Raw genomic sequence first — 23,567 nt, 5'->3', positions numbered from 1 at the left:
GGAAGACGACGGCGACGCGTGCGCCCGTCAGGCCGTCGCGGTCCGCTGCGGCCGTGAGGCGAGCACGTAGGACGGGACCGCGACCGCGATCGTCGCGACGTGCATCGTCATCAGGGCGAGCACCGCCGCCCCGGTGGTGCCGGGGACGAAGCCGGTCACCAAGAGGACGACGTCCGGGACGAACGAGAGCACGCCGACCACCGGCACGAGCACCGCGAGGGTGCGCCGGGGGTTCCGTGCGCGGGCGCGGACCGCCCTCCATCCGAACCAGCCGATGACGACTCCGACGATGGTCATGCTCGCGTAGGCGGGCGGCAGCAGCGGCCCGTACTGCGCGGGTGCGCCCGAGGCTGTGGCCGCCGTCGCGATCAGTGCGTTGAGCGCGACCGCCACGATGCTGGCGCCGATCAGGATGAGGGTGATGCGGCCGACGCCGGAGTGGGTGGCCGTGCGCGTTGCAGTCGACACGATGTCTCCTCCAATTTCGGGACCGATCGGTCCCGTTATTGAATAACGGTACCGCTGAGTCCCGGAATATACAATGCCCCTATGGATGCCGACCCCTCGCCGCGAGCCGCCGGGCGTCCGCGCGACCCCGCGGTCGACGACCGGATCCTGACCGCGGTGCAGGAGCAGCTCGTGACGAGCGGCTACGCCGGCACCACCATCGAGTCGGTCGCGCGGGCCGCCGGCACGGGAAAGTCGGCCGTCTACCGGCGCTGGCCGGGCAAGATCGAGCTGGTCGTCGCCGCGGTGCTGGCCCTCAACGAACCCGTCGAGACGCCCGACACCGGCTCGCTGCGCCAGGACCTCATCCAGTGCGCGATGCACTATGCGGGCGGCGACGAGCGTGCGGCGCAGGTGCTGGCCAGCATCCTCGGCGAGCTGCGCAACGACCCCGAGCTGTTCCGGGCGGCCTACACCGCGATCGGCCGCCCGCCCGTGACCGCCCTCGTCGAGGTGATCGGGCGCTGGATCGCGCGCGGCGTCGTCCCGGAGGACGCGCGGGTCGAGCTGATCGCGGGCATCGTCCCGACCGCGGCCTTCGGCAGCGTGACCCTGCGCCGGCGGTCTCTCGATGCCGAGGCGGTGGCCGAACTGGTCGACTACGTACTGCTCCCGGCCCTCGGCGCGAAGTGAGGCGGTCCGGCGGGGGTGCCCTGCCGCCCCACCGGTCGCGACACCGAGCGGGGCCGGCGTCGCCGCCGGCCCCGCTCCTGTTCTGCAGCGCTACTTGGTGACGGTGATCGTCATGGTCTTGCTGCTCGTGGTGCCGGCGGCGTTGGTGAAGTCGACGCGGTAGGTGTACGTCCCCTTCTCCTTGCCCTCGACCTTCAGCGTGGCCGACTGCGCACTCGGCGTGTTCGCGGTCAGGTCGCCCTGGCCCACGGCGACGCCGTTCTCGTAGAACGTGTAGGAGGTCGCGTTCGTGCCCCACCACATGTCCGCCGTGACGGTGTAGGTGCCGCCGCCGTTCCAGTCGTCATTGCTGAGCACCGGCGTGCCCGGGTTCGCCTGGGTCACCTTCACGGTCGTGCTCGTCGTGGCGGTGGTGCCCCTGCTGTTCACCAGCTCGCCCGTGTAGACGTAGGTGCCGTTGGTCTTCCCCGTCACCGGGATGGAGACGTTCTGCGCGCCGACTCCGCCGAACCCGAGCTTGGTGGTCGCGATCAGGGTCCCGTTCTCGTAGAGCCGGTAGATCGATCCCTCCTCGCCCCACCACAGGTTCATGACCACGTTGTACGAGCCGTCCTGCAGCCCGGTGTCCCAGCCGTTGTCGTTCGAGAGCGCAGCCTGACCGGGCTTGGCGGTCGCGCCGTCCGGAACGGTGACCGGATCGGTGAGGCCCGACTCCGTGCTCTCGCCCGCCGCGTTGACGGCCGTGACGCCGAACGCCGCGGTGTCGCCCGGCCAGACCCCGGTGATCGACGCGGAGGTCGCGTCGGCTCCGACGGTGGCGACCGGGTCCTTCACTCCGGCCCGGTAGACCCGGTAACCGGTGATGGGGGTGCCGCCGTCGTCGGCCGGCGCGGTCCACGAGACCGTGACAGCCGATGCGGTCGCGCTCGCGGTCGCACCCGTGGGCGCGGCCGGCGCGCCGACCGCGTGCAGCGTCCAGAAGTGGTCGGCGGTCTGCGCGTCGGTCGCCGACGTGTTCGTCGTCGCCGACGAGCCCGCGACCACCGTGCCGTTGCGGCCGCTGCCCGAGGAGTCGACCAGCGTCGCACCTCCGGCCTCGTCGAACGCGTAGTGCACGACGTCGCCCGCGCCGGCCTGCCCGGAGGCGAGGGCGGCCACTTCTGCCGCGCTCAGCGCCCGGCTGTAGATGTTGAAGTCGTCGACCGTGGCGTTCAGCGCGGGGTCGCCGCCGTACTGGGACTTGCCGAGGTAGTTCTTCGTGCTCTGGCCGAACGCCGACGGGTGCACCGTCATCGCGGTGTTCGTCGCGACGACCTGGCCGTTCACGTACAGCGTCCCGGTGGTTCCGGCGACCGTGACGGTCACCAGCGACCACTGGTTCAGCGGCAGCGTCTTGGTGCTGCTGTTGAGGCGCTGCTCGCCGCCGGCTCCGCTCGTGGTGATCGCGTAGCGCAGCTCGGTGCCGTCGTTGAGGGTGAGGAACATGCTGGCGTTGCTGCCGGACCCGATGTCGAACAGGCGCTGCCACGAGGCGTTGCCGGCGGGGTTCACCCACGCGGACACCGTGTAGTCACCGGTGAGCCCGCTGACCGTACCGGTCGGGAGCGTGGCGTAGGCCGTGCTGTTGCAGAACGAGAGCGCCGAGCCGATCCTCCCCGGCTGACGTGGGCCGGTTGCCGTGCAGCCCGAGGTGACCGAGCCGTCGGTCCACTGGGCGACGCCGGCTCCCGAGGCCTTGCTCATCCCGGCGACCGCGAGCACCAGACCGGTGCCGTAGTTCGCGAACCGGTAGTCGCCCTTGCCGTCAGGCACGATCTGCCAGAGGTGGTCGTCGGCGCCGTCATCACCCCACACGACGGCGGGTGTGCCCGTCGCGGTCGCGCCTCCCTGGATTCCGAGTACCAGGCCGGTCGCCGGGTTCACCACCTTGTAGAGGCCAGAGCCCGCGGCGACCAGCCGCCAGGTCTGCGTGGCGCTGCCTCCCGTAACCGGGGCATTCTGCACGGCGGCGGTGCCGGCGGCTGTTCCGGAGGCCTGGGTGTCGAGCGCGAGCCCGCTGTTCACGTTGCTGATCGTGTAGGTGCCGGAGAGATCGGTGGTGTCGGCTGCCGGGGTGACCACGATGTGGTACCCGTACGCCGGGTTCATCACGACCGGCACCGTGATCGATCCGTCGGCGCCCACCGCGTAGGTGGAGGTCGAGATCGTCGTCGGTGCGGCCACCGCTACCGTGCGGCCGTAGGAGGGTGTGAACTCGAGCTTGACGTTCACCTTCGAGCCGAGCGCGAGCTTGTCGAGCCCGGCGACCCGGATGCCCGCCGTGCCGGAGGCGCCGCCGGTGATGACGTCGACCTCCTTCTTGTCGGAGGTCACCGAGGCCGCCGCGTCGAAGTTGTTGTTGCCGGGAGGGGTGGTGGTGACCATGTCACCGCTCATGCCCGCGTACCACGCGTAGAGCCAGTACGCCCCGTTGGGGTTGCCGCCCTGTCCGGTGAGGAGGTCGCCCAGCGCGCCCGACTGGTTCCAGAACGCGAGCTCCGCCGTGTGGATGCCGAGACGCTCGAACTTGGCGATGTAGCCGACGAGGGAGCCGGGGATACCGACCTCGGCCGGCGCCGCGTACTCCTCGATGTCGATCGGGCGGCGCTGGATGCCCAGGGAGTCCTCCATGGCCTCCACCTTCGCCACGTCACCGGCGATCTTCGACGACGTCTCCAGCTCGTGCCAGGCGAGGATGTCGGGGACGGTGTTCGTGGCGACGGCGTTGGTGAGGAAGTTCTGCATGTCGCCGATGTTGTCGGAGAGGCTCGGGCCTTGGATCGGCGTCGTCGCGTCCAGGCTGCGGATGAGCCGGTAGGTGTGCGTCCAGAAGTCCTCGAACGTGCCGTTGGCGGCGAGCCAGGTGTTGTCCGACTCGTTCCAGGGGGCGTACGCGGCCAGGTTGGTCATCCCGGAGGCCTTGACCTGCGAGACCTGGTCGGTGACGACCTGGTCCCAGGTGCTCCAGCTGAACTGGTAGGGCCAGCCCGCGTAGTAGTCGGAGAGCCGGTCGACGACCTTGGCGCCGGCCGCATCGGCCTTCTGCCAGGTCTGGCCGATGTCGCCGGTGGGCTGCTGCTTGCCGCCGATCGGCTTCATGACGAACTCGCTCGGCTTGAGCGCCTGCACGAGACTGTCGGACGGCGTGGTCGAGTTGGCCAGGCCGTAGAGGGAGCCGGTGGCCACGTGGCTCACCGGGCGGAACGGCTGGTCGGCCTGGACGGTGAGGGTGTTGGCCGCTGTGGGGGCGGCGCTCGCGGGAAGCGCGGCGAGCGTGCCGCCTGCGGCGACCAGCGCGGTGCCGGCGACCGCCGCGGTGATCCGGCGCAGTGCCGTCCTCCGCTGCCGGCGAGGGCCGGCGTCCCCATCGCGGACCGGTGCGGAAGACCGGCCCGAGCGAGTATCAGACATGATTGTTCTCCGTTGCTCAATCAGTGGTGGTGCAGACACGGCGTCGTGCATGCGGTCGTCTGCGAGGTCGCGATCAATCGAACCGGTTCGATTGATCTCAGCTGCAAATTAGACCCGCTGCGCTCCCCGCGTCAAGCAATTGACGGCGAACCGATTCGACACCGGTCGGCGGAGGTCGTTGACGGCAGGCGGGAGCCGGACGTGAAACAATCGGCTGATCCGCGCAGGGGAGGAGCAGGCATGGCCGCCACGATCGGCGACGTCGCCCGGGCGGCCGGCGTCTCGCGCAGCACTGTCTCGTACGTCCTGTCGGGCAAGCGTGCGATCTCGGCGGAGACCCGGGAGCGCATCGAGGCGGCCATCGTCGAACTGGGCTTCACGCCCAATGCGGGGGCGCGCGCTCTGGCCACGGCGCACACGAGCGTCCTGGGGCTGTACCTGCAGTTCCAGGAGGACGAGTTCGCCCCGGCGATGCTGCAGTACGTCCTCCCCGTCTCCACCACGGCGCGGGCGCACGGCTACGACCTGCTGATGGTGACCGACACCGACCTGGCCGGAGCCATCCGGCGCACGACCGCCTCGCACATGGTCGACGGAGTCGTGCTGCTCGACGTCACCTACGACGACAGCAGGCTGGCGCCGCTGCGCGAAGCACGGCAGCCGGCCGTACTCATCGGCTATGCCCGTGATTCCGCGGGATTCGACTCGTACGACCTGGATTTCGGCGAAGCTGCGCGGATGATCGTCGACCATCTGTCGGAGCGCGGGCACCGCGAGCTGATCCTGATCACGCCGCCCGATCACGTCGCCGACCGGGGCGGGTCGTACGTCTGGAGGTTCCGGGACGCCGCCTTCGAGCGCGCCGCGCGTTACGGCCTGCGGCTGACGGTCGTCGCGGGCGACTCGCGTCACCCCGGCATCGAGCACGCCCTCGACCGGGCGCTGAGCGACCATCCCGGTGCGACCGCTCTCATCGTGCACAACGACGCCACCATCGCCGCCCTGCCGCGCTACCTCGACGAGCGCGGCATCCGCGTTCCGCAGGATCTCTCGGTCGTCGGCGTGTTCTCGCAGGAGTTCGGGCAGTCGTTCTCGCTGCCCTACACCGCTGTCGAGTCGCTGCCCGACCGGCTCGGCGAGCTCGCGGTGACGCAGCTCGTGCGCCGCATCACCGACCCGGAGGCCGCGGGAGCACCGATCGTGCGCCTGATCGAGCCCGGATTCTCCGATCGGGGCAGCACGCGGGCGCTGTAGCCCCGTCGGCTCGCCGGGCGTTCTCCGCGACTTTCCGCGGATCTCGGTGGCATTCGACACGCAGCGAACCGCTTCGACTTGCGCGCGAGTCCGAACGGTCATATATTCATCGAACCGGTTCGACGTTTTCGACCGCCGGTCCCGCATGCAATTCGACGACGAAGGAGGCAGAGTGGCCGTCACCATCTCGGACGTGGCCCGTCACGCGGGCGTCTCGCCCAGCACCGTCTCCTACGCGATCTCGGGCAAGCGCACCATCTCGCCGTCGACGCGGGAGCGGATCGACGAGGCGATCGCCGAGCTCGGCTTCACGGCGAACGCGGGCGCCCGCGCGCTGGCCACGTCGCAGACGATGGTGATCGGGCTGCTGACCCAGTTCCACCAGGACGAGTTCGCGCCGGCGATGCTCCAGTACGTGCTGCCGGTCTCCGACACGGCCCGTGAGCTCGGCTACGACATCCTGCTGGTCACGGAGGTCGACGCCACTGCAGCTCTGCGCCGGGTGACCAGCGCCGGCATGGTCGACGGCGTCGTGCTGCTCGACGTCATCCACGAGGACCCGCGGCTGGACACACTGCGCGCCGCGCAGCAGCCGGGCGCGCTGGTCGGCCTCCCGAAGCACACCGAGGGCCTCGACGTCTTCGACCTCGACTTCGGCGAGTCGGCCCGTCTGCTGGTCGACCACCTGTACGGGCTCGGCCATCGGGAGATCGTCGTGGTGTCGCCGCCGAAGCACGTCTTCGAGCGCGGAGGCGCGTACGGCTGGCGGTTCCGCGACGCGGCGCTGGAGCGCGCGGCGCGCTACGGCCTGCAGATGCACCCCTACTACGGCGAGAGCAAGCAGCCGGCGATCGGCCAGAGCATCAACGCCATCCTCGACGCCCGCCCCACCGCGACCGCCCTCATCGTGCACAACGACGCCACCATCGCGGCGCTGCCCTCGGTGCTCGCCGCCCGCGGCACGCGCGTGCCGACCGACCTGTCGGTCGTCAGCCTCTACTCCAAAGACTTCGGTCGAGCCTTCTCGCTGCCCTACACGGCGGTCGAGAGCTCGCCCGATCAGCTGGGCCAGCAAGCGGTCCGGCAGCTGGTGCAGCGGATCGCCGACCCGGAGCTCGCAGGGGCGCCGGTCACCCGATTCGTCGCACCGGAACTCACACTCCGCGGAAGCACCCGATAACCCACCCCCATCTCGAACGCAGCGAAGCACTTCCCGGACACGAAGACACAGTCAGCACATTCAAGGAGGAATACTGTGATCGCACACAAGCGCACGCGCCTCATCGGGGCCGCCGTGCTCGCCGCCGCCGTCATCGGCGGCGTCACCGCCTGCTCCGGCTCGGGCTCCGGCTCGAGCAGCAGTGCCGGAGGCACCTACACGTTCTGGGACCCGTACCCCCAGTTCGACGCCACCGCCGACTGGACCAAGCTGGTCGAGGAGTGCGGCACCAAGGCCGGAGTCACCATCAAGCGCACCGGGTACGACACCAGCGACCTGACCAGCAAGGCCCTCCTCGCCGGCCAGCAGGGCACGTCGCCCGACCTGCTGCTCGTCGACAACCCCGTGGTGTCGACCCTGGCCGATGCCGGCATCCTGACCAGCACGGCCGAGAACAAGCTCTCGACCTCCGATATCCAGAAGAACATCCTGGCGGCGGGCCAGCTGGACGGGAAAACCTACGGCGTACCCATCGGCGCGAACACGCTGGCGCTGTACTACAACAAGGCTGTGCTCAGCGCAGCCGGCGTGGACATCGCCACGGTCAAGGACTGGAGCAGCCTCACCGACGCGCTCGCCAAGGTGACCGCGGCCGGCAAGAAGGGCATCACCTTCTCGGCCATCGGCACCGAAGAGGGCAGCTTCCAGTTCCTCCCCTGGTTCTGGGGGTCCGGCGCCGACCTCAAGCACCTCGACTCCTCCAAGGCCCAGCAGGCGCTCAGCCTCTGGACCGACTGGGTGAAGAAGGGCTACGCGCCCAACTCGGTGATCAACAACACCCAGACCACCTCGTGGCAGGAGTTCGCGACCGGCGACTTCGCCTTCGGCGAGAACGGCACCTGGCAGCTCGGAAACGTGAAGAAGGCCGGCATCGACTACGGCATCCTCACCATCCCGGGCATCGACGGCGGCTCGGCCCCCGCGCCGACCGGCGGCGAGTTCATGACCCTCCCGGTGCAGAAGGACACCGCCCGGTATGCCACCTCGAAGAAGATCGCCGAGTGCCTCACCAGCACCGACGCCTTCGTCAAGACCGACACCACGCTCTCCTACATCGCCCCCACCGAGGCCGCGCAGCAGCAGCAGGTTCAGGCGAACCCGGAGCTCAAGCCCTGGGTCGACGCCGTCGCCGCGGCGAAGGGCCGCACCAGCGACAACCTCGGCACGAACTACCCGAAGATCTCGAAGGAGCTCTGGGGAGCCGTGCAGAACGCCTTGAGCGGCTCGCAGTCGCCGGCCGACGCGCTCAAGGCCGCGCAGACGGCCGCGGCTGCAGCCACCAAGTAGTCGGCACCACCCGCACCACCAGCGACAAAGGTAAAACCGATGACAACAACGCAGACAGCGGCTCCGCGGTCTGGGCCGAGCCGGACCGGTGGGGCGTCGCGAGACGCCTCACCGGTCCGCACCGGACGGCTCAGGAGGCCGCGCTCCACCCAGTGGGCGGCGTGGGCGTTCCTCGCCCCGGTCGTGATCTATCTGGTCGTCTTCTACGCGTATCCGCTCTACCGCAACGTCGAGCTGAGCGTGAAGGACTACACCGTCCGCTCGTTCGTCCAGGGCGGCGCTCCGTTCGTGGGCTTCGACAACTACGTCAAGGTCTTCCAGGACCCGACGTTCGTGCCCGCGTTCGTGCACACGGCGCTCTTCACCGTGGTCTCGATCGTCTTCCAGTTCACGTTCGGGCTGCTCCTGGCGGTCTTCTTCCATCAGAACTTCCGACTCTCCGGCACCTTGCGCGCACTGTTCCTCGTGCCGTGGCTGCTGCCGCTGATCGTCTCGGCGTCGACGTGGTCGTGGATGATGAACAGCGACTCCGGCGTCATCAACTCCGTCCTCCACACGTTCGGCATCCCGCCGGTCAACTGGCTCACCTCGCCGACGTGGGCGCTGGTCAGCGTGATCATCGCGAACATCTGGATCGGCATCCCGTTCAACCTGGTCATCCTCTACTCCGGGTTGCAGAACATCTCGGTCGACCTGTACGAGGCGGCCTCCCTCGACGGCGCCAACGCCTGGCAGAAGTTCTGGCGGATCACCTTCCCGCTGCTGCGCCCGGTGTCGGCGATCACGATCCTGCTGGGGCTCGTCTACACGCTGAAGGTGTTCGACATCATCTGGATCATGACCCGCGGCGGCCCGGGCGACTCGTCGACCACCTTCTCGATCTGGTCGTATCAGCTGGGCTTCGGCTCGACCCTCCCCGACCTCAGCCCCGCGGCGGCGGTCGGCAATCTGCTGATCGTCCTCGCGCTGGTCTTCGGTCTCATCTACATCCAGGTGCAGCGGAAGCAGGACAACGCATGAACGGCAAGCGACCGTGGTGGAAGACGGCTCTCGGCGTCGTGCTGACGGCGGTGATGCTCTTCCCGGTCTACTGGATGGTGAACGTCTCGCTCACGCCGACATCGCAGATGCGCAAGAACCCGCCGGACTGGTTCCCGATCCACCCGACGTTCGAGGGCTACCAGGCCGTCATCAGCCAGCAGATCCCGTACCTCGTCACCAGCCTGATCGTGGGGCTCGGCACCGTCGTGCTCACGGTGGCGCTGTCGGCGCCGGCGGCGTACTCGCTGGCCAAGCTGCGCCCGCGCGGTCGCGGCGTGCTCAACTTCGTGCTGCTCATCGCACAGATGATCCCCGGGATCATCATGGCGATGGGGTTCTACGCGATCTACATCAACCTGGGCATCCTGAACACGATCCCCGGTCTGATCATCGCGGACTCGACGATCGCCGTGCCGTTCGGCGTGCTCATCTTCACGGCGTTCATGTCGGGCATCCCCGACGAGCTCATGAGCGCCGCGAAGATCGACGGCGCGGGATCGTGGCGCACCTTCCGCTCGATCGTGCTGCCGGTGAGCCGCAACTCGATCGTCACGGTGTCGCTGTTCGCGTTCCTCTGGGCGTGGTCGGACTTCATCTTCTCGTCGACGCTGAACGCCGGCGGCAGCCTCCAGACGATCACCCTCGGCATCTACAAATACATCGGCAACAACAACCAGGAGTGGAACGCGATCATGGCGACCGCGGTCGTCGCGTCGATCCCGACCGCGGTGCTGCTGGTCCTGGCGCAGAAGTACGTCGCCGCCGGCGTGACCGCAGGGGCGGTGAAGGACTGACATGACGACGATTCCCTCCGGGTTCTCGTTCGACATCGACGAGATCCCGTTCTCGCATCGCGGCGCCTGGTTCGACCTCTCCCGCGTGATCGGCCTGCACGAGCGCGCCGACGACCTGCACCTCGTCTCCCACCAGACCGGGATGCATCCCGTGCTGCGCCTGAGCCCCGAGCGTGCAGGCGGCGCTGTCGCCGCCCGCGTCGAGGCGACGCCCGCCGTCCTGACCTGGATCGCCGGCGACGGCACCGTGCGCGCCGCCTTCGACGGCACGTCCGCGATCCGGTTCTCGGGCGACGGCCTGGGGATGCGGTACGCGACGGGTGCGCGACTCACTCCCTTCACCGGGAGCTTCCTCTTCACCGATCCGCTCGACGGCGGAATCGTGCTCACGAGCTACGAGACGGGGCGGCGCTACCGGTTCACGGTGCTGCGCGGGCACGCCGAGGTCGTGGGCGACGGCGTGCTGGGCGACGCCGAGCGCGCCGTCGTGCTCGCGGCGGACGAGCCGTGGGAGGTCGCCGTCGAGGAGTTCGAGACCGGACGCCCGGCGTACCGGTCCGATGCGTCGTTCGACGAGGTGGCCCGCCGTGCGGCCGACGCGTTCGGCGCCTACGCCGCGGCGCTCGTGCCCGACGCCAGCAGAAGCGGCGGCAGCGATGCCGCGGTCAAGGCCGCCTACGTGCTCTGGTCGGCGACGGTTCGGCCGGCCGGGTTCCTCGGCCGCGAGGCGATCCTCATGTCGAAGCACTGGATGGACAAGGTGTGGAGCTGGGACCACTGCTTCAACGCCATCGCCCTGGCCCCGGCCGATGTCGACGCAGCTCTCGACCAGTTCCTCCTGCCGTTCGACCATCAGGAGGCCGGCGGCGCACTGCCGGACTCGCTCACGCACTCGGAGATCCTCTACAACTTCGTCAAGCCGCCCATCCACGGCTGGGCGTTCCGGAGGATCGAGGCCCGCGCTGCACGTCCACTCAGCGCGAGCGAGCTCGCGGCGGTGTACGGGGCCCTGGCCTCCTGGACGCGGTTCTGGCTCGACTTCCGCCGCGCGCCGGGACACGCTCTGCCCTACTACCAGCACGGCAACGACAGCGGTTGGGACAACTCCACGACCTTCGACGCGTCGCGCGTGATCGAATCGCCCGATCTCGCGGCGTTCCTGCTCCTGCAGCTCGACGAGCTCTCCTCATTGGCGAACCGCGTCGGCGAGTCGCCGCGCGAGTGGGGGCGCGCACGCGGCGAGCTCGCCCGCGCGCTGTTCGACGAACTCTGGACGGGCGACGCCTTCATCGCGCGCGCGGTGGAGTCGCGCGCGTCCAGCGCCGCATCGAGCCTCCTGAACTGCCTGCCCATCGTGCTGGGCGCCGACCTGCCACCGGGAATCGCGGACCGGCTCGCGGTGACCATCGAGGAGCACCTCACCGACTGGGGACCGGCCACGGAGCCGGTCGCCTCACCGCTCTACGAGAGCGACGGCTACTGGCGCGGCCCGATCTGGGCGCCCTCCACCGCGCTCATCGAGGACGGGCTGCGTCGCGCAGGTCAGGCGTCGCTCGCCGACCGGGTGGCCGACGGCTTCCGCCGCGCGTGCGAGGCCTCCGGGTTCGCCGAGAACTTCGACGCGGTCACCGGGCGGGGATTGCGCGATCGCGCCTACACCTGGACGGCGAGCGTGTACCTGGCTCTCCGGCACGACGCCGCCGAGCGCGCGGGCTCCGCCGGCGCCGGCAGCGAGAAGGAAGACATACCCGCATGACGAGCACGACCGACCCGGCGCGTCCGGCGGCCGCGGCGACGATCGCCGGCGGCCCCGTCGCGCCCTCCACCTCGGTGCTGCGCCCGCTCCCGCTCGACCAGGTGCGCATCCGCGGCGGCTTCTGGGGTGAACGGCAGGAGCTCAACGCGCGCACGACCATCGCGCACTGCCAGACGTGGATGGAGCGCATCGGCTGGATCGCCAACTTCGACGCCGCCGCGGCCGGAACCGTCGCGCAACGGCACCACGGCATCGAGTTCGTCGACTCGGAGGTCTACAAGCTGCTCGAGGCCATGGCCTGGGAGCTCGGACGCGAGCACTCGGACGACCTCGCGGCCCGCTACGACGCGCTCGCCGAGCGCGTGGCCGCCGCCCAGGAGCCGGACGGCTACCTGCACACGAGCTTCGGCCGGCCGGGCCAGCGCCCCCGCTACAGCGACCTGGAGTGGGGACACGAGCTGTACTCGTTCGGCCACCTCCTCCAGGCGGCCACCGCACGGCTGCGCACCGGGCACGACGACCGTCTCGTGGAGGTCGCCCGCGCCCTGGCCGACCACGTCTGGTCGGAGTTCGGGCCGGCGGGCCGGGATGCGGTGTGCGGCCATCCCGAGATCGAGGTCGCGCTCGCCGAGTTCTCGCGGGCGACGGGGGAACCGCGGTATCTGGAGCTTGCGCGCATCTTCGTGGAACGGCGCGGCCGGCGGCAGCTGGCGACGACGCTCTTCCAGGGCTCGGAGTACTTCCTCGACGATGTGCCGGTGCGCGATGCCGAGGTGCTCCGCGGCCACGCCGTGCGGGCGCTCTACCTCGCGGCCGGAGCGGCGGACGTCGCTGTCGAGACCGGCGACGACGAGCTGCTCGAGGCGGTGAAGACCCAGTGGGCGAACACCGTCGCCCGGCGCACCTACATCACCGGCGGCATGGGGTCGCACCACCAGAACGAGGAGTTCGGCTCCGACTTCGAGCTGCCGCCCGACCGCGCCTACTCGGAGACCTGCGCGAGCATCGCGTCCGTGATGCTCGGGTGGCGGCTGCTGCTGCAGACCGGCGAGGCACGGTACGCCGACCTCATCGAGCGCACGCTGTTCAACGCGTTCGCGGTCTCGCCGCGGGAGGACGGGCGGGCCTTCTACTACGCCAACACGCTGCACCAGCGCGAGCACGGCAGCGAACCCTCCGACGACGAGCTGAGCGAGCGTGCCGAGGCGAGCCTGCGTGCTCCCTGGTTCGAGGTCTCGTGCTGCCCGACCAACGTCGCGCGCACGCTGGCGAGCCTGGCGGGGTACTTCGTGACGGTGGGCGACGCGTCCGTGCAGGTGCATCAGTACGCCGACCTCGACGTCGACACGCGCACCGCCGACGGGACTCCGGTCGCCTTCAGCCTGCGCACGGGCTACCCGTTCGAGGGCGGGGCCGAGCTCACCGTGCGGGAGGCCGGGCGCTTCCGGCTCCAGCTGCGCATCCCGGAGTGGGCGCGCGGCTCGGCGACGGCCTCCGTCAACGGGGAGGAGGTGCCCGTCGACGGTGCCTACCTGACGGTCGACCGGGAGTTCGCCGCCGGCGACGTGGTCGCGCTGACCCTCGATCTGCGGCCCCGGCTGGTCCTCCCCTCGCCCCGCATCGACGCCGTGCGCGGAACCGTCGCGATCGAGCGCGGTCCGTTCGTGCTCTGCCTGGAGTCGGTGGACCTCCCGCCCGAGGCCGTCTTCGAAGAGCTGCGCATCGACCCCGCGGCGCGGCTGCGGTCGACGGCCGACGGCGCGATCGCGACGATGGTGACCGGCGGCGCGCCCGATGACGCCGGGACGCAGTGGCCGTATGCGGCGGCGGAGCCCGGGCACGCGGACCAGCCCGGGCACGCCTCGACCACCCGGTTCGAGGCGGAGCTGCATCCGTACTTCGCGTGGGCGAACCGCGGGCCGAGCCTGATGCGCGTCTGGCTACCGCGCGCCTGAGAGACCGCCCGGCTGCCGGCCGACGTCATCGGTGCCGGCAGCCGGGCCCCATCCGCAGGGATCGGAGCGGGCCGCTCACCGCCCCGCCAGCGAGCCTCCGATGCCGCCGACGCTGAAGTAGCGGTTGAGCACCGCGAACACGACGATCGGCGGGATCATCATGACGACCGCGACGCTCATCACCGGACCCCAGTCGGTCTGGTTCTGCTGGAAGAACGTCTGCAGCCCGATCGGGAGCGTGTAGTTCTGGTCGGATCGCAGGAAGATGACGGCGACCAGGTAGTCGTTCCACGCCAGGAGGAACGCGAAGATCGCGGTCGACAGCACTCCGGGGAGCGAGTTGCGCAGCACCACCCGCCAGAAGCTGCCGAATACCGAGCAGCCGTCCATCCAGGCGGCCTCCTCGAGGCTGATCGGGATCGAGTCGAAGTACGCCGCCATCATCCAGATGGCCACGGACATGCTTCCGCCGACATAGAGGATCACGATGCCGCCGAGGGAGTCGACCAGACCGAGCCCGGCGAACAGGATGAACAGCGGGATGATCGCGGTGATCACCGGCAGCGACTGGATCACGAACAGCGTCAGCGAGAAGCCGCCCACCAGCCTCCCGCGACCCCGGGACAGCACGTAGCCCGCCGGTGCGGCGATCAGGACGGAGACCACGACGGTCGCGAGAGTGACGATCAGGCTGTTCGTCACCCAGACGCCGAGGTCGGTGGAGGCGATCACGGTGAGGTAGTTCTCGATCGTCGCGCCGGTCTGGGCGCTGCCGAGAGCCGGTTGCAGCGAGAGCAGTACGACAGCCGCGAGCGGGACGAGAACGATGGCCGTGATCACGGCGAGCAGCGAGAAGCGCCACCAGCGGCCGCGGTCGTCCGTCTGGCGCGGTCGCCGCGCCACCGTCGGTGTGGTCTGCCGGGCGAGAGTCGTCATTCGATGGCCGCCTTTCGGATCTGCCGGTAGAGGGTGACGCTCACGATGACGAGCACGATCGTCATCAGGAAGGCGATGGCCACGCCTGGACCGGTCTGGAAGTTCTGGAACACCGTCGTGTAGGCGAGGACGACGAGTGTCTGTGTCGAGTCGACGGGGCCTCCTCCCGTGAGCAGGAAGATCGTCGGGAAGTCGTTGACGCAGAAGATCGTCATCAGGATCCAGCTGATGTAGGTCGACCGCGAGATCATCGGGAGCGTGATGAACCGGAAGGTCTTCCAGCCGGAGGCGCCGTCCACCCGCGACGCCTCGTAGACGTTCGCGTCGACCGACGCGAGCGCCGAGGACATCATCATCATCATGAACGGGAAGCTGACCCAGACCTTGAAGAGGCAGACCGTCACCTGGGCGAGCAGCGGGTCGGCGAGGAAGAGCACGTCGCCGAAGCCCAGTGCCTTGGCCAGCACCGGGAGCGGGCTCTGCGGGGTCGCGACCAGCCAGTTCCACGCGGTGGACGACACCACGATCGGCACGACCCACGGCAGGAGCAGCAGCACCTTCAGGAGGCCGTTCGCCGGCACCCGGGTGCGGAGGAGGAGCGCCAGCCCGAGGCCGATCGCCCAGCTCCCGAACACGCCGACCACGGTGAAGACGACCGTGAACCAGGCGGCGTGCCAGAACTGCGGCGAGGTCAGCACGGTCGCGTAGTTCTGCAGGCCGACGAACGTGCCGGCGTCGACCAGGTCGCCGTTGCGCAGCGATTGCTGGCCGGCGTAGAGCAGGGGGTAGAGGTTGAGCAGCAGGAGCAGCAGGATCGCGGGCGTCGCGAACAGCACGAGGGTCAGGACGGCCGAGTTCGGGCGCCCGGGCCTGCGGGCTCCGGGGCGTCCCGGACCCGCGACGGCGACGCCGCGGCGCGCGCGGCGGACGGAGTCCAGCGTTGTCGGTGTGGCCATCGTCGTCACTTCTGCTGGGAGGTCAGCGTCTTCTGCAGGGTCTGCAGAGCCTCCTTCGGCGTGGCCTTGAGCGAGAGGATGCTCTGCGCCCAGGTCGTCATCGCGGGCGTGCTGTCCACGAGGGTCACGTCGGCGAACAGCGCGTCGCCTCCCGGCGCGGCCCAGGTCTTGCAGATCGGCTGCCACTTCTCGATCATCGCCACGGCGTTCGCGTCGGACCGGAACTCCTTCGTCTGCGCGATCGACTTCAGAACCGGGAGGCCGATGCCGGTGTTCTGCGTCCAGAGCGGCGCCATGTTCTTGTAGTAGTAGGTCAGGAACGCCTCCGAGCCCTTCTGGCTCGGGGTGTGCTTGTACATCATGATGTTGTTCGGGAAGTACAGCGCCCCCTTGCCGCCGCGCGCTCCTGTGAGCGGGTCGGTCACGGCCATGTCCTGCACGAGCGGACCGCCGAGCACCTGGGCGAGGCCGGGTCCCTCGAAGCCCATGCCGAACGTGCCGGCCTTCCACTGCGTCTGCGCGTTGGTCGTCGAGTAGCTGACGCTGCCCGGGTCCATGTAGCCCTTGCGGACGAGCTCGACGACGAACTCGAGCGCCTCGATGTTGGCGGGCGTCACGCAGTCGGGCTTCTGCTCGGCGTTGAACAGGCCACCGCCGTTGTTGATGAGGAGGCCGACCAGCGACTGGAAGCCGTTGCCCTGCGCCCCGGACGCGATGCCGAATCCGAACACGCCGATCTTCTTGAGCGCAGCGCTGACGTCGAGATACGACTGCCAGTCGGTGGGCGCCTCGACGCCCGCCTTCTGGAGGAGGGATCTGCGGTACCAGAGCGCCCGCATGTCGAGGTTGTACGGGACGGCGACGTAGCCCTTGCTCGTCTTCATCGTGTCGAGGACCCCCGGAAGGAAGTCGTCCAGCATCCCGTTGCCCTTCCAGGAGTCGAGAAGCGAGTCCGCGTACGCGATGTAGTTCTTCTCGGCGAACTGGAACGCCTGCGTCCCGCTGCCGCTGCTGACGGCCGGCCCGGTGTTGGAGGCGATCGCCGAGGCGAACGTCGTCGTGAAGTTGGACCACTGCACCGCCTGGTAGCCGGCCGCCGGGAGCCCGTCTGCGGGCTTGTAGGCGAGGGCGATCTTCTTGTCCAGCGGTGAGAAGGCCGTCCCTCCCCACGGCATGTTCCAGAACTTGACGGTGGACGACGCCGCGCCTCCCGGCGAGCTGCACGCCGCCAGCGCGGCGAGGACGGCGAGTCCGCCGGTGCCGGCGAGCAGTCCTCGGCGGGAGACGCTTCCCGAAAGCAATCCGTTCGTCATGCGTGTCTTCTCCTCCATCGGCCGGACCTTGCCGGCGGCTTTCTTCGTCGAACACCTGGGAGAGGTGGGTCCTCGAACTCGATCATTTGCGCAACTCTGTGCCGTCGGTTCGAGGTTGTCGGCCATGTTTTCAGCAATCGTGGATGGGCGCAAGACGCAGTGGCTACGAAAGTTTGCGCAACGACGGTGGCCCGGATAGGCTGCGGGCATGAGTGGCGAGGGTGTCAGACGCGAGCGGCCGACCCTCTCCGATGTCGCGGAGCGGGCGGGCACGAGCATCCCGACCGTGTCGAAGGTGCTCCGCGGCGGCACCGACGTCTCGCCAGCGACCCGCGACCGGGTCATGGAGGCCGTGCGTGCCGTCGGCTATGCGCGTGCGGCGCGGGCGACCGCCGGGGAGTCCGACGCTCCCGCGATGATCGACCTGGTCGTCAACCACGTGCACGGAACGTGGGCCAACGGCGTCCTCACCGGCGTCGAGAGTGCGGCGACCGCGGCGAACGTCGACGTCGTCATCACGGTCGCCCGCGACGACGGCAACTGGGTGTCCCGCCTGCTGCGCCGACCGTCGCACGGCGCGATCGTCGTCTTGGTCGACCCGGCTCCGGCCCACTTCGCGGCGCTGGAGGCCGCCCGCATCCCGGTCGTACTGGTCACCCCGATGAGCGAGCCGAGCGCGCCGGCGATGCGCGTGGGTGTGACCAACTGGGACGGCGGCCGCACCGCGGCCGAGCACCTCCTCGGGCTCGGGCACGAGCGCTTCGCCGTGGTCGGCGGCGACCGCGCGCACCTCTACAGCCGGGCCAGGATCGACGGCTTCCGGTCGGCACTGGAGGTTCAGGGCGGCCGGCCGCCGGTGATCGTGCACGGCGACTGGGACCGCGGGAGCGCGGCGGCCGCCATCGCCCCCGTGCTCGCAGGGCCCGACCGGCCGACGGCGGTGTTCGCCTGCTCCGATCTGATGGCGATGGGCGTCTACGACGCGGCGAGAGCGGCGGGGCTGCGGGTGCCGGAGGATCTGAGCGTCGTCGGGTTCGACGACGTTCCGGAGGCGAGCTGGGGCTCACCCCCGCTGACGACGGTGCGCCAGCCGATCACCGAGATGGGCGAGGCGGCCGTGCGGCTGCTCCTCTCCGCCGATGCCGCGGCCGACCCCGCGCCTGCGGAGCTGCCGCGCGTCGATCTGTCCACGAGCCTGGTGGTGCGGGCGTCGACGCGGCGGGTCGCCGGTTGAGAGGAGCCGCCGACCTCACGCGCTCGCGAATGCCTGCCTGACCTCCTCATGCGGGAGGGCGTAGCTGGCGTGCCCGTCGCGGCCGACGGTGTCGCGCGCGGCGACGAGCGCGTTGAGCACCGCTTCTTCTGTGGCCTCGACGACCGCGGCGAAGAACGGGTCGATGCTGCCCCACGCGACGTGCTCGAGGTGCTCGACGGCGATGTCGCCGCCGGTCATCCGCGAGCTGAGACCTCCCCTGTTCGCGGTCGAGAACGCGAGGAAGATGTCGCCGGAGAAGTGGCTGCCCGTCGTGCCGGTGCGCGCGAGTCCGAGCGGGACCCGCCGCGCGAGTGCCTCGCACTGCCCCGGCAGCAGCGGGGCGTCGGTGGCGACGACGACGATGACGCTGCCCGCGCCCGCCGTCGCGCGCGCAGCGGTGCCGGTGTCGCGCTCGAACCAGTCGGTCGTCTCCATCGGGTTGGGCGCCTTCGAGCGCGGGCCGAGCGGGCGCCCGGCGACGCGGAGCTCGGCCCGCGACCCGAAGTTCGCCTGGAGGAGCACGCCGACCGTCCACGCGTTCGATCCGGAGCGGACCATGCGCGACGCGGTTCCCGTGCCGCCCGTGAAGCCGTAGCAGTTCATGCCGGTGCCTCCGCCCACGCCGCCCTCGGCGACCGGTCCGGTGGTCGCCGCGTCGAGGGCCGCGATGGCGTGCTCGGGGCGGACGGTGTCGGCGTTGATCTCGTTCAGGTAGCCGTCCCAGGTCTCGCCGACGACGGGCAGCATCCACTGCGCCGCGGTGACCGGGTCGTTCTGCGCCAGCCACACGTCCACACCGCGGTGCACGGCCCCGACCGCGTGGGAGTTCGTGATCGCGATCGGGGTCTGGAACTGGCCGGCCTCCTCGATCCAGGACCGGCCCGTGAGCTCGCCGTTGCCGTTGAGCACCGAGATGCCGGCCGCGCACGGAACGCCGGCGGCGTGCCGCCCGCGGGGGAGGATGGCGGTCACGCCGGTGCGGGCGACGGCCGGGGTGTCCTCCACGATGGTGGTGAACCCGACCTCCACGCCGGGCACGTCGGTGATGGCGTTCCACCGGCCGGGCTCGCCGTCGAAGGGGATGCCGAGGTCGCGGGCTCGGGGTGCGGCCGGCGTCGTGCGGGTGAGGTCGTTCACTGCTCCTCCTCGTCGGCAGGGTTGGGCAGGGTCCAGCGGTCGTGCGACCGCGGCCGGAGATAGAGGAAGTAGTACGGGAAGCCGATGGCGAAGAGCGCCCCGGTGACGGCGACCGGCACCCAGTCCGCCACGATGTTCTCGTAGATGATCACGATCGTGGCGAGGACCATCACGATCGGCACGACAGGCCACAGCGGCATCCGGTACTCGGCGCGGGACGACGTGCGGTTGAGCCGCCCCACGAAGGCCGCGACGCCGACCAGCAGGTAGGTGACGAGGAGGTTGCCACCGGTGATGATCAGCAGCACGTCGAACGGGACGAGCCAGAGGCAGAGCGCCCCGATGGCACCGACCACGAGGGTCGCCGCGATCGGCGTGTGGAAGCGCGGATGCACGTGGGCCAGTGGGCGGCCCAGCCAGTCGGGCCAGGTGCGGTCGCGCGCCGACGAGTAGAGCAGCCGCCCCATCTGCAGCATGATCGCCAGCACCGCGTTGATGATCGCGATCGCGATGCCCAGGCTGACGATGGTGTTGAGCACCGTGCCGCCGCGCGCCTCCATGAAATAGGTCATCGGGTCGGCGGCGCCCACCAGCTTCTGCATGCTGGGTGTGCCGAGCAGCACGGCGACGAGCGGGATGAACTCGGCGGCGACCGTGATCGCGAGCGACCAGAGGATCGCCCGCCCGATCGTCGAGCGGGCCTGCTTGGTCTCCTCGGCGTAGTAGACCGCGGTGCCGTAGCCGTTGTAGGCGAACAGGGCCGTCGCCGTGAACGAGACGACGAGCCCGGCCGACGCGCCGACGAGCACACCGCCGGGTCCGGAGGTCGTGGCTTCCCACAGCACCGACACCGGCTGGGTGACGTTGACGAACCCGAGCAGCGCGAGCACGACGAGCGCGGCGACCTCGATGAGCAGGAAGGCCCCGGTGACCCACGCGTTGGCCTTGATGCCGAAACAGGCGATGATCGCCGTGGCGACGATCACGACGATGCCGACCCAGTTCGCGTTCAGGCTGCTCGAGAGCACGCCGAGGTAGGTGCCGGCCCCGGACGCGATGACGCCGAGGATCAGGATGCCTCCGACGAGGGTGAGCCCGAACAGCGCGAATCCCGCAGGTTTGCCGAGCACCCGGGCGACGAAGGCGTACTCGCCCCCGGTGATCGGGAACGCACTCGACAGCTCGGCATAGCAGAAGGCGACGAGCACGCCGACGATCGCCGCGACTCCGAAGGCGATGGCGGAGGCGCCGCCGATGCCGTTGATGACCGACGGCATGATGATGAACACGCTCGAGGCGGGCGTCACCGCCGACAGCGTGATGAGGACGTTCTCGCGGAACGTCAGCGAACGGGAGAGATCCTGGGCGTATTTGACGGCCTCGCCGTCGACGGGCCGAGACTTGGCACCGGCGACCTGCGCTGCCGCGCCGAGGTCTGCGGCGAACTCGTCACTCATTCCTTGCCTCCTTCTGCGGAGGGATGGGCTCGTCGATGAACCCAACCGATTTGACTGGTGAGTCAATCAGCATCGGTGCAGAGAGTCAAGCGATTAAAGGCGCAGTTCGCACGAACTGACTCGCCAGTCAGAACAAGTTGTCCGAACGCGCGTCGAGTAGAGTGTGCTCATGGCGAAGGCGGCACCCCACGAACGGCAGTCGCAGCTGGTCGACGCGGCGATGGAGGTCATCCGTGACCGCGGCATCATCAACATGCGCATCCAAGACGTCGCGCGCCGCGCCGGCGTCTCCACCGGCACGGTGCACTACCACTTCACCGACATCGACCGGCTCATCTACGACGTGCACACCTGGGCGTGCGAGCGGTTCTTCGCCAAGCGGATGGCCGCGGTCACCGAGGAGTCGGACGCCCGGGATCAGCTCGTGCGGATGGTCCGGTCGGGGCTCCCCGAGAACGCCGACGATGCTGTCGTGGTCGCGATGTACGAGATCGACCTCTACTCGCGGGCGCGCGAGGACCCCGCCCACTCGCTGCTGACGCAGGCGCTGTTCGACCGTCAGGTCGCCCTGTACTTCTCGGTGCTGCAGCTGGGAGCAGCGCAGGGCCACTTCACGCTCACCGCTCCAGCTCTCGATATCGCGCAGAACCTGGTCGCGCTGGAGGACTCCTACGGCCTCCACATCATCAGCGGCAACCGCTCGACGCCGGTCGAACGCTGCCAAGAACTGATCCTCGGGTATGCCGGAGCGGCGACGGGATGGCCGGGGCCGGCGGCCTGATCCGGTGCCGGCGCCGGATCGTCGTCGACTCGTCGCCAGCCCGAAATCGCACCGAAACCCCCGGCTCCTAGATTCGGAGGATGACGGCGCCTTTCATTCTCATGTCGTGCGCATACTGCGGGCAGGATCGGCCGGTCGCGGCCGGCGGAAAGCTGCCCATCCACTTCCTCGGCAACGGCGAACCGTGCGCGGGATCCGACCTCGACTCCGTCGACTTCGACGCCGACCCGGTGCGCTCCGCCGCGATCGCCTACGTGATGCGGGCGGCGGCGCGCAGGCTCACGCCGTTCCGCGGCGCGACCGCGAAGGGCAGGTAAGCGCCCCTATCCGGCGGTTTTCGGGGCCACTGCGTGCCCCTCGGCGGGTCGCGCAGCTTCCTCATCGGCGTCTTCGGCTCCTGAGACGAACGATTCGATCGCCGCGGCGTGCTCGTGCGCCCAGGTGTTGAGCGTCTCGATCGGGGCGATGAGAGTGCGGCCGAGGTCGGTGAGCCGGTAGTCGATCCGCCGCGACGGCCCTTCGACGCGATCGAGCAGCCCGTACCCCTGCAGCCTCCGGAGGGTCTCGGTGAGCACCTTGCGGGAGACGCCGCCGATGCGGTCGACGAGCTCACCGTGCCGGAGCGGCCGGGACCCGAGGGCGAAGAGGACGAGCGCTGACCACTTGTCTGCGAGGATCTCGACGGCCAGGCGGGTCGGGCAGTCCGCGAGGAACGACGAAGCCGAATTCTGCACCAGGCCACGGTACCTCGCGGTAACGAGGTGCTCCGTAACGTGAACTGCGAACCCCGACCACCGGGGTCGGGTTCGGCAGGAGGTCGCAATGTCCAAAGTCGTGGTGTTCGACGAGCTGGGAGGTCCGGAGGTGCTGCACGTGGTCGAGGAAGGACCGCTCGCGCCGTCGGCGGGGGAGGTCCGGGTGCGGATCGAGGCCTTCGCCCTCAACCCGCTCGATACGATGCTGCGAACGGGAGCGCTGCCGGTTCCGGTGCGGCTGCCGAACGCGCGGACCGGCGTCGAGGCGACCGGTGTCGTCGATGCTCTCGGGCCGGGCGTCGGCACGTTGTCGGTCGGGGATCCGGTGATCGTGACCGCCGTACCCGACTCCGACGTCCGCGGCGTCGCCGCCGAGTACACCAACCTGCCGAGCAGTTCGCTCGTCCGGCGCCCTGCCGGACTGGAGGTGGCAGAGGCCGCGGCGGTCTGGGTCGGCTTCTCGACCGCGTACGGGGTTCTCGTCGCGGTCGCCGACCTGCGGGAGGGCGATTCGGTGCTGGTGACCGGCGCCTCGGGCAGCGTCGGCAGGGCGGCTGTTCAGGTCGCGGCTCGGGTGGGGGCGCGCCCGATCGCGATCACCCGTGATCCCGCGAAGACCGACGCATTGCGCGCCGCCGGCGCCGACGCGGTCGTCGTGGCGGGCAGGGACGACCTCGCGGAGGCCGTTCGCTCGCACACCGCGCAGACAGGAGCGGACGTGGTGCTCGACCTGGTCCGCGGCCCGGGTCAACGGGAGCTCCTCGCGGCCGCCCGGACGGGTGGCCTGCTGGTGGAGGCCGGCTTCCTCGATCCGCGTCCGACTCCGGCTCCGGCGGACGATCGGGTGCGGATCGTCGGCTACCGCGGTTTCGACCACCTCGGCGACCCGGACGTCGTCGCGCGGATGGCCTCCTTCTTGGAGGAAGGAGTGGCCGCGGGCGGCCTGCGACCGGTCGTCGAGCGCGTCTTCGATCTCGATCACGTCGTGGACGCCTACCGGCTCCTCGAGTCCCGGCGGCACTCCGGCGGAAAGATCGTCGTGACGATCTGAACGCCGCTTGACCTCAAGCGCTTGAGGTCT

Annotated in this window: 20 protein-coding genes; 12 read left to right on the top strand and 8 right to left on the bottom strand. The window is 69.8% G+C overall.

The features are described 5' to 3' along the window. Positions 1–27 precede the first annotated feature (27 nt). Positions 28–468, bottom strand: coding sequence for a DUF6069 family protein (locus KNO15_RS13360; RefSeq protein ID WP_241704227.1), 441 nt, complete (start codon positions 466–468; stop codon positions 28–30). A gap of 81 nt (positions 469–549) precedes the next feature. Between KNO15_RS13360 and KNO15_RS13355 the strand changes: the two genes are divergently transcribed. Next, entirely contained in the window at positions 550–1,140 is a 591-nt protein-coding gene (locus KNO15_RS13355; protein ID WP_241704226.1) for a TetR/AcrR family transcriptional regulator, read from the top strand. Positions 1,141–1,230: 90 nt separating this feature from the next. Here KNO15_RS13355 and KNO15_RS13350 read toward each other — a convergent pair whose 3' ends face one another. After that, positions 1,231–4,590: an RICIN domain-containing protein gene (locus KNO15_RS13350; protein WP_241704225.1), complete on the bottom strand. Its 3,360-nt coding sequence runs from the start codon at positions 4,588–4,590 to the stop codon at positions 1,231–1,233. 240 nt (positions 4,591–4,830) lie between these two features. Between KNO15_RS13350 and KNO15_RS13345 the strand changes: the two genes are divergently transcribed. The 7 genes from KNO15_RS13345 (at position 4,831) to KNO15_RS13315 (ending at position 13,896) form a co-directional block, all read left to right on the top strand. Further along, positions 4,831–5,844, top strand: a complete 1,014-nt coding sequence (locus KNO15_RS13345) for a LacI family DNA-binding transcriptional regulator (RefSeq protein WP_241704224.1) — start codon at positions 4,831–4,833, stop codon at positions 5,842–5,844. 172 nt (positions 5,845–6,016) lie between these two features. Further along, positions 6,017–7,024 (top strand): LacI family DNA-binding transcriptional regulator, encoded by a 1,008-nt coding sequence (locus KNO15_RS13340; protein WP_241704223.1) that lies wholly within the window; start codon positions 6,017–6,019, stop codon positions 7,022–7,024. A gap of 75 nt (positions 7,025–7,099) precedes the next feature. Then, positions 7,100–8,350 carry a sugar ABC transporter substrate-binding protein gene (locus KNO15_RS13335; protein ID WP_241704222.1) on the top strand — a complete coding sequence of 417 codons (1,251 nt, stop codon included), beginning with the start codon at positions 7,100–7,102 and terminating at the stop codon, positions 8,348–8,350. Between the two features lie 39 nt (positions 8,351–8,389). Next, entirely contained in the window at positions 8,390–9,370 is a 981-nt protein-coding gene (locus tag KNO15_RS13330; protein WP_241704221.1) for a carbohydrate ABC transporter permease, read from the top strand. After that, a complete protein-coding gene (locus KNO15_RS13325) occupies positions 9,367–10,185 on the top strand; it encodes a carbohydrate ABC transporter permease (protein ID WP_241704220.1) in 819 nt (272 codons plus the stop codon). Before KNO15_RS13330 ends, KNO15_RS13325 begins: the two co-directional genes overlap by 4 nt. A 1-nt stretch (position 10,186) precedes the next feature. Continuing rightward, complete coding sequence (locus KNO15_RS13320; protein WP_241704219.1) at positions 10,187–11,941, top strand: amylo-alpha-1,6-glucosidase; 1,755 nt, start codon at positions 10,187–10,189, stop codon at positions 11,939–11,941. Next, a complete protein-coding gene (locus tag KNO15_RS13315) occupies positions 11,938–13,896 on the top strand; it encodes a glycoside hydrolase family 127 protein (RefSeq protein ID WP_241704218.1) in 1,959 nt (652 codons plus the stop codon). Before KNO15_RS13320 ends, KNO15_RS13315 begins: the two co-directional genes overlap by 4 nt. A gap of 75 nt (positions 13,897–13,971) precedes the next feature. Here KNO15_RS13315 and KNO15_RS13310 read toward each other — a convergent pair whose 3' ends face one another. From KNO15_RS13310 to KNO15_RS13300, 3 genes are read right to left on the bottom strand one after another with little or no spacing between them, the layout of a single operon-like run. Next, a complete protein-coding gene (locus tag KNO15_RS13310) occupies positions 13,972–14,832 on the bottom strand; it encodes a carbohydrate ABC transporter permease (protein ID WP_241704217.1) in 861 nt (286 codons plus the stop codon). Further along, positions 14,829–15,788 carry a carbohydrate ABC transporter permease gene (locus KNO15_RS13305; protein WP_241704216.1) on the bottom strand — a complete coding sequence of 320 codons (960 nt, stop codon included), beginning with the start codon at positions 15,786–15,788 and terminating at the stop codon, positions 14,829–14,831. The genes KNO15_RS13310 and KNO15_RS13305 overlap by 4 nt, the downstream gene beginning before the upstream one ends. 5 nt (positions 15,789–15,793) lie before the next feature. Beyond that, positions 15,794–17,101 carry an ABC transporter substrate-binding protein gene (locus KNO15_RS13300; RefSeq protein WP_241704215.1) on the bottom strand — a complete coding sequence of 436 codons (1,308 nt, stop codon included), beginning with the start codon at positions 17,099–17,101 and terminating at the stop codon, positions 15,794–15,796. 208 nt (positions 17,102–17,309) lie between these two features. On the opposite strand from KNO15_RS13300, the gene KNO15_RS13295 reads away from it, so the two are divergent. Next, positions 17,310–18,335: a LacI family DNA-binding transcriptional regulator gene (locus KNO15_RS13295; protein WP_241704214.1), complete on the top strand. Its 1,026-nt coding sequence runs from the start codon at positions 17,310–17,312 to the stop codon at positions 18,333–18,335. A gap of 15 nt (positions 18,336–18,350) precedes the next feature. Here KNO15_RS13295 and KNO15_RS13290 read toward each other — a convergent pair whose 3' ends face one another. Both KNO15_RS13290 and KNO15_RS13285 read right to left on the bottom strand, forming a co-directional pair. Then, a complete protein-coding gene (locus KNO15_RS13290; protein WP_241704213.1) occupies positions 18,351–19,493 on the bottom strand; it encodes a DmpA family aminopeptidase in 1,143 nt (380 codons plus the stop codon). Further along, positions 19,490–20,950, bottom strand: a complete 1,461-nt coding sequence (locus KNO15_RS13285) for an APC family permease (RefSeq protein ID WP_241704212.1) — start codon at positions 20,948–20,950, stop codon at positions 19,490–19,492. The genes KNO15_RS13290 and KNO15_RS13285 overlap by 4 nt, the downstream gene beginning before the upstream one ends. 169 nt (positions 20,951–21,119) lie before the next feature. Here KNO15_RS13285 and KNO15_RS13280 point away from each other — a divergent pair, with 169 nt between their 5' ends. Then, on the top strand, positions 21,120–21,731 hold the full coding sequence (locus KNO15_RS13280) for a TetR/AcrR family transcriptional regulator (RefSeq protein WP_241704211.1): 612 nt from the start codon (positions 21,120–21,122) through the stop codon (positions 21,729–21,731). Between the two features lie 80 nt (positions 21,732–21,811). Continuing rightward, positions 21,812–22,048: a hypothetical protein gene (locus tag KNO15_RS13275; RefSeq protein ID WP_241704210.1), complete on the top strand. Its 237-nt coding sequence runs from the start codon at positions 21,812–21,814 to the stop codon at positions 22,046–22,048. 6 nt (positions 22,049–22,054) lie between these two features. Here the strand turns inward: KNO15_RS13275 and KNO15_RS13270 are convergent, their stop codons facing one another. Next, positions 22,055–22,465 (bottom strand): winged helix-turn-helix transcriptional regulator, encoded by a 411-nt coding sequence (locus tag KNO15_RS13270; RefSeq protein WP_241704209.1) that lies wholly within the window; start codon positions 22,463–22,465, stop codon positions 22,055–22,057. 88 nt (positions 22,466–22,553) lie between these two features. Here KNO15_RS13270 and KNO15_RS13265 point away from each other — a divergent pair, with 88 nt between their 5' ends. Continuing rightward, positions 22,554–23,537, top strand: coding sequence for a zinc-dependent alcohol dehydrogenase family protein (locus tag KNO15_RS13265; RefSeq protein WP_241704208.1), 984 nt, complete (start codon positions 22,554–22,556; stop codon positions 23,535–23,537). Positions 23,538–23,567 lie beyond the last annotated feature (30 nt).

The sequence above is a fragment of the Leifsonia shinshuensis genome, from assembly GCF_022606355.1.
Classification (GTDB): Bacteria; Actinomycetota; Actinomycetes; order Actinomycetales; family Microbacteriaceae; genus Leifsonia; species Leifsonia shinshuensis_B.
This window is presented reverse-complemented; position numbering and strand designations above follow the sequence as displayed.

Coding starts and splice junctions, on each gene's coding strand:
- KNO15_RS13275 (WP_241704210.1), top strand. CDS start 21,812: ATGACGGCGCCTTTCATTCTCATGTCGTGCGCATACTGCGGGCAGGAT.
- KNO15_RS13315 (WP_241704218.1), top strand. CDS start 11,938: ATGACGAGCACGACCGACCCGGCGCGTCCGGCGGCCGCGGCGACGATC.
- KNO15_RS13300 (WP_241704215.1), bottom strand. CDS start 17,101: ATGACGAACGGATTGCTTTCGGGAAGCGTCTCCCGCCGAGGACTGCTC.
- KNO15_RS13305 (WP_241704216.1), bottom strand. CDS start 15,788: ATGGCCACACCGACAACGCTGGACTCCGTCCGCCGCGCGCGCCGCGGC.
- KNO15_RS13330 (WP_241704221.1), top strand. CDS start 8,390: ATGACAACAACGCAGACAGCGGCTCCGCGGTCTGGGCCGAGCCGGACC.
- KNO15_RS13310 (WP_241704217.1), bottom strand. CDS start 14,832: ATGACGACTCTCGCCCGGCAGACCACACCGACGGTGGCGCGGCGACCG.
- KNO15_RS13320 (WP_241704219.1), top strand. CDS start 10,187: ATGACGACGATTCCCTCCGGGTTCTCGTTCGACATCGACGAGATCCCG.
- KNO15_RS13325 (WP_241704220.1), top strand. CDS start 9,367: ATGAACGGCAAGCGACCGTGGTGGAAGACGGCTCTCGGCGTCGTGCTG.
- KNO15_RS13280 (WP_241704211.1), top strand. CDS start 21,120: ATGGCGAAGGCGGCACCCCACGAACGGCAGTCGCAGCTGGTCGACGCG.
- KNO15_RS13345 (WP_241704224.1), top strand. CDS start 4,831: ATGGCCGCCACGATCGGCGACGTCGCCCGGGCGGCCGGCGTCTCGCGC.
- KNO15_RS13295 (WP_241704214.1), top strand. CDS start 17,310: ATGAGTGGCGAGGGTGTCAGACGCGAGCGGCCGACCCTCTCCGATGTC.
- KNO15_RS13350 (WP_241704225.1), bottom strand. CDS start 4,590: ATGTCTGATACTCGCTCGGGCCGGTCTTCCGCACCGGTCCGCGATGGG.
- KNO15_RS13265 (WP_241704208.1), top strand. CDS start 22,554: ATGTCCAAAGTCGTGGTGTTCGACGAGCTGGGAGGTCCGGAGGTGCTG.
- KNO15_RS13355 (WP_241704226.1), top strand. CDS start 550: ATGGATGCCGACCCCTCGCCGCGAGCCGCCGGGCGTCCGCGCGACCCC.
- KNO15_RS13285 (WP_241704212.1), bottom strand. CDS start 20,950: ATGAGTGACGAGTTCGCCGCAGACCTCGGCGCGGCAGCGCAGGTCGCC.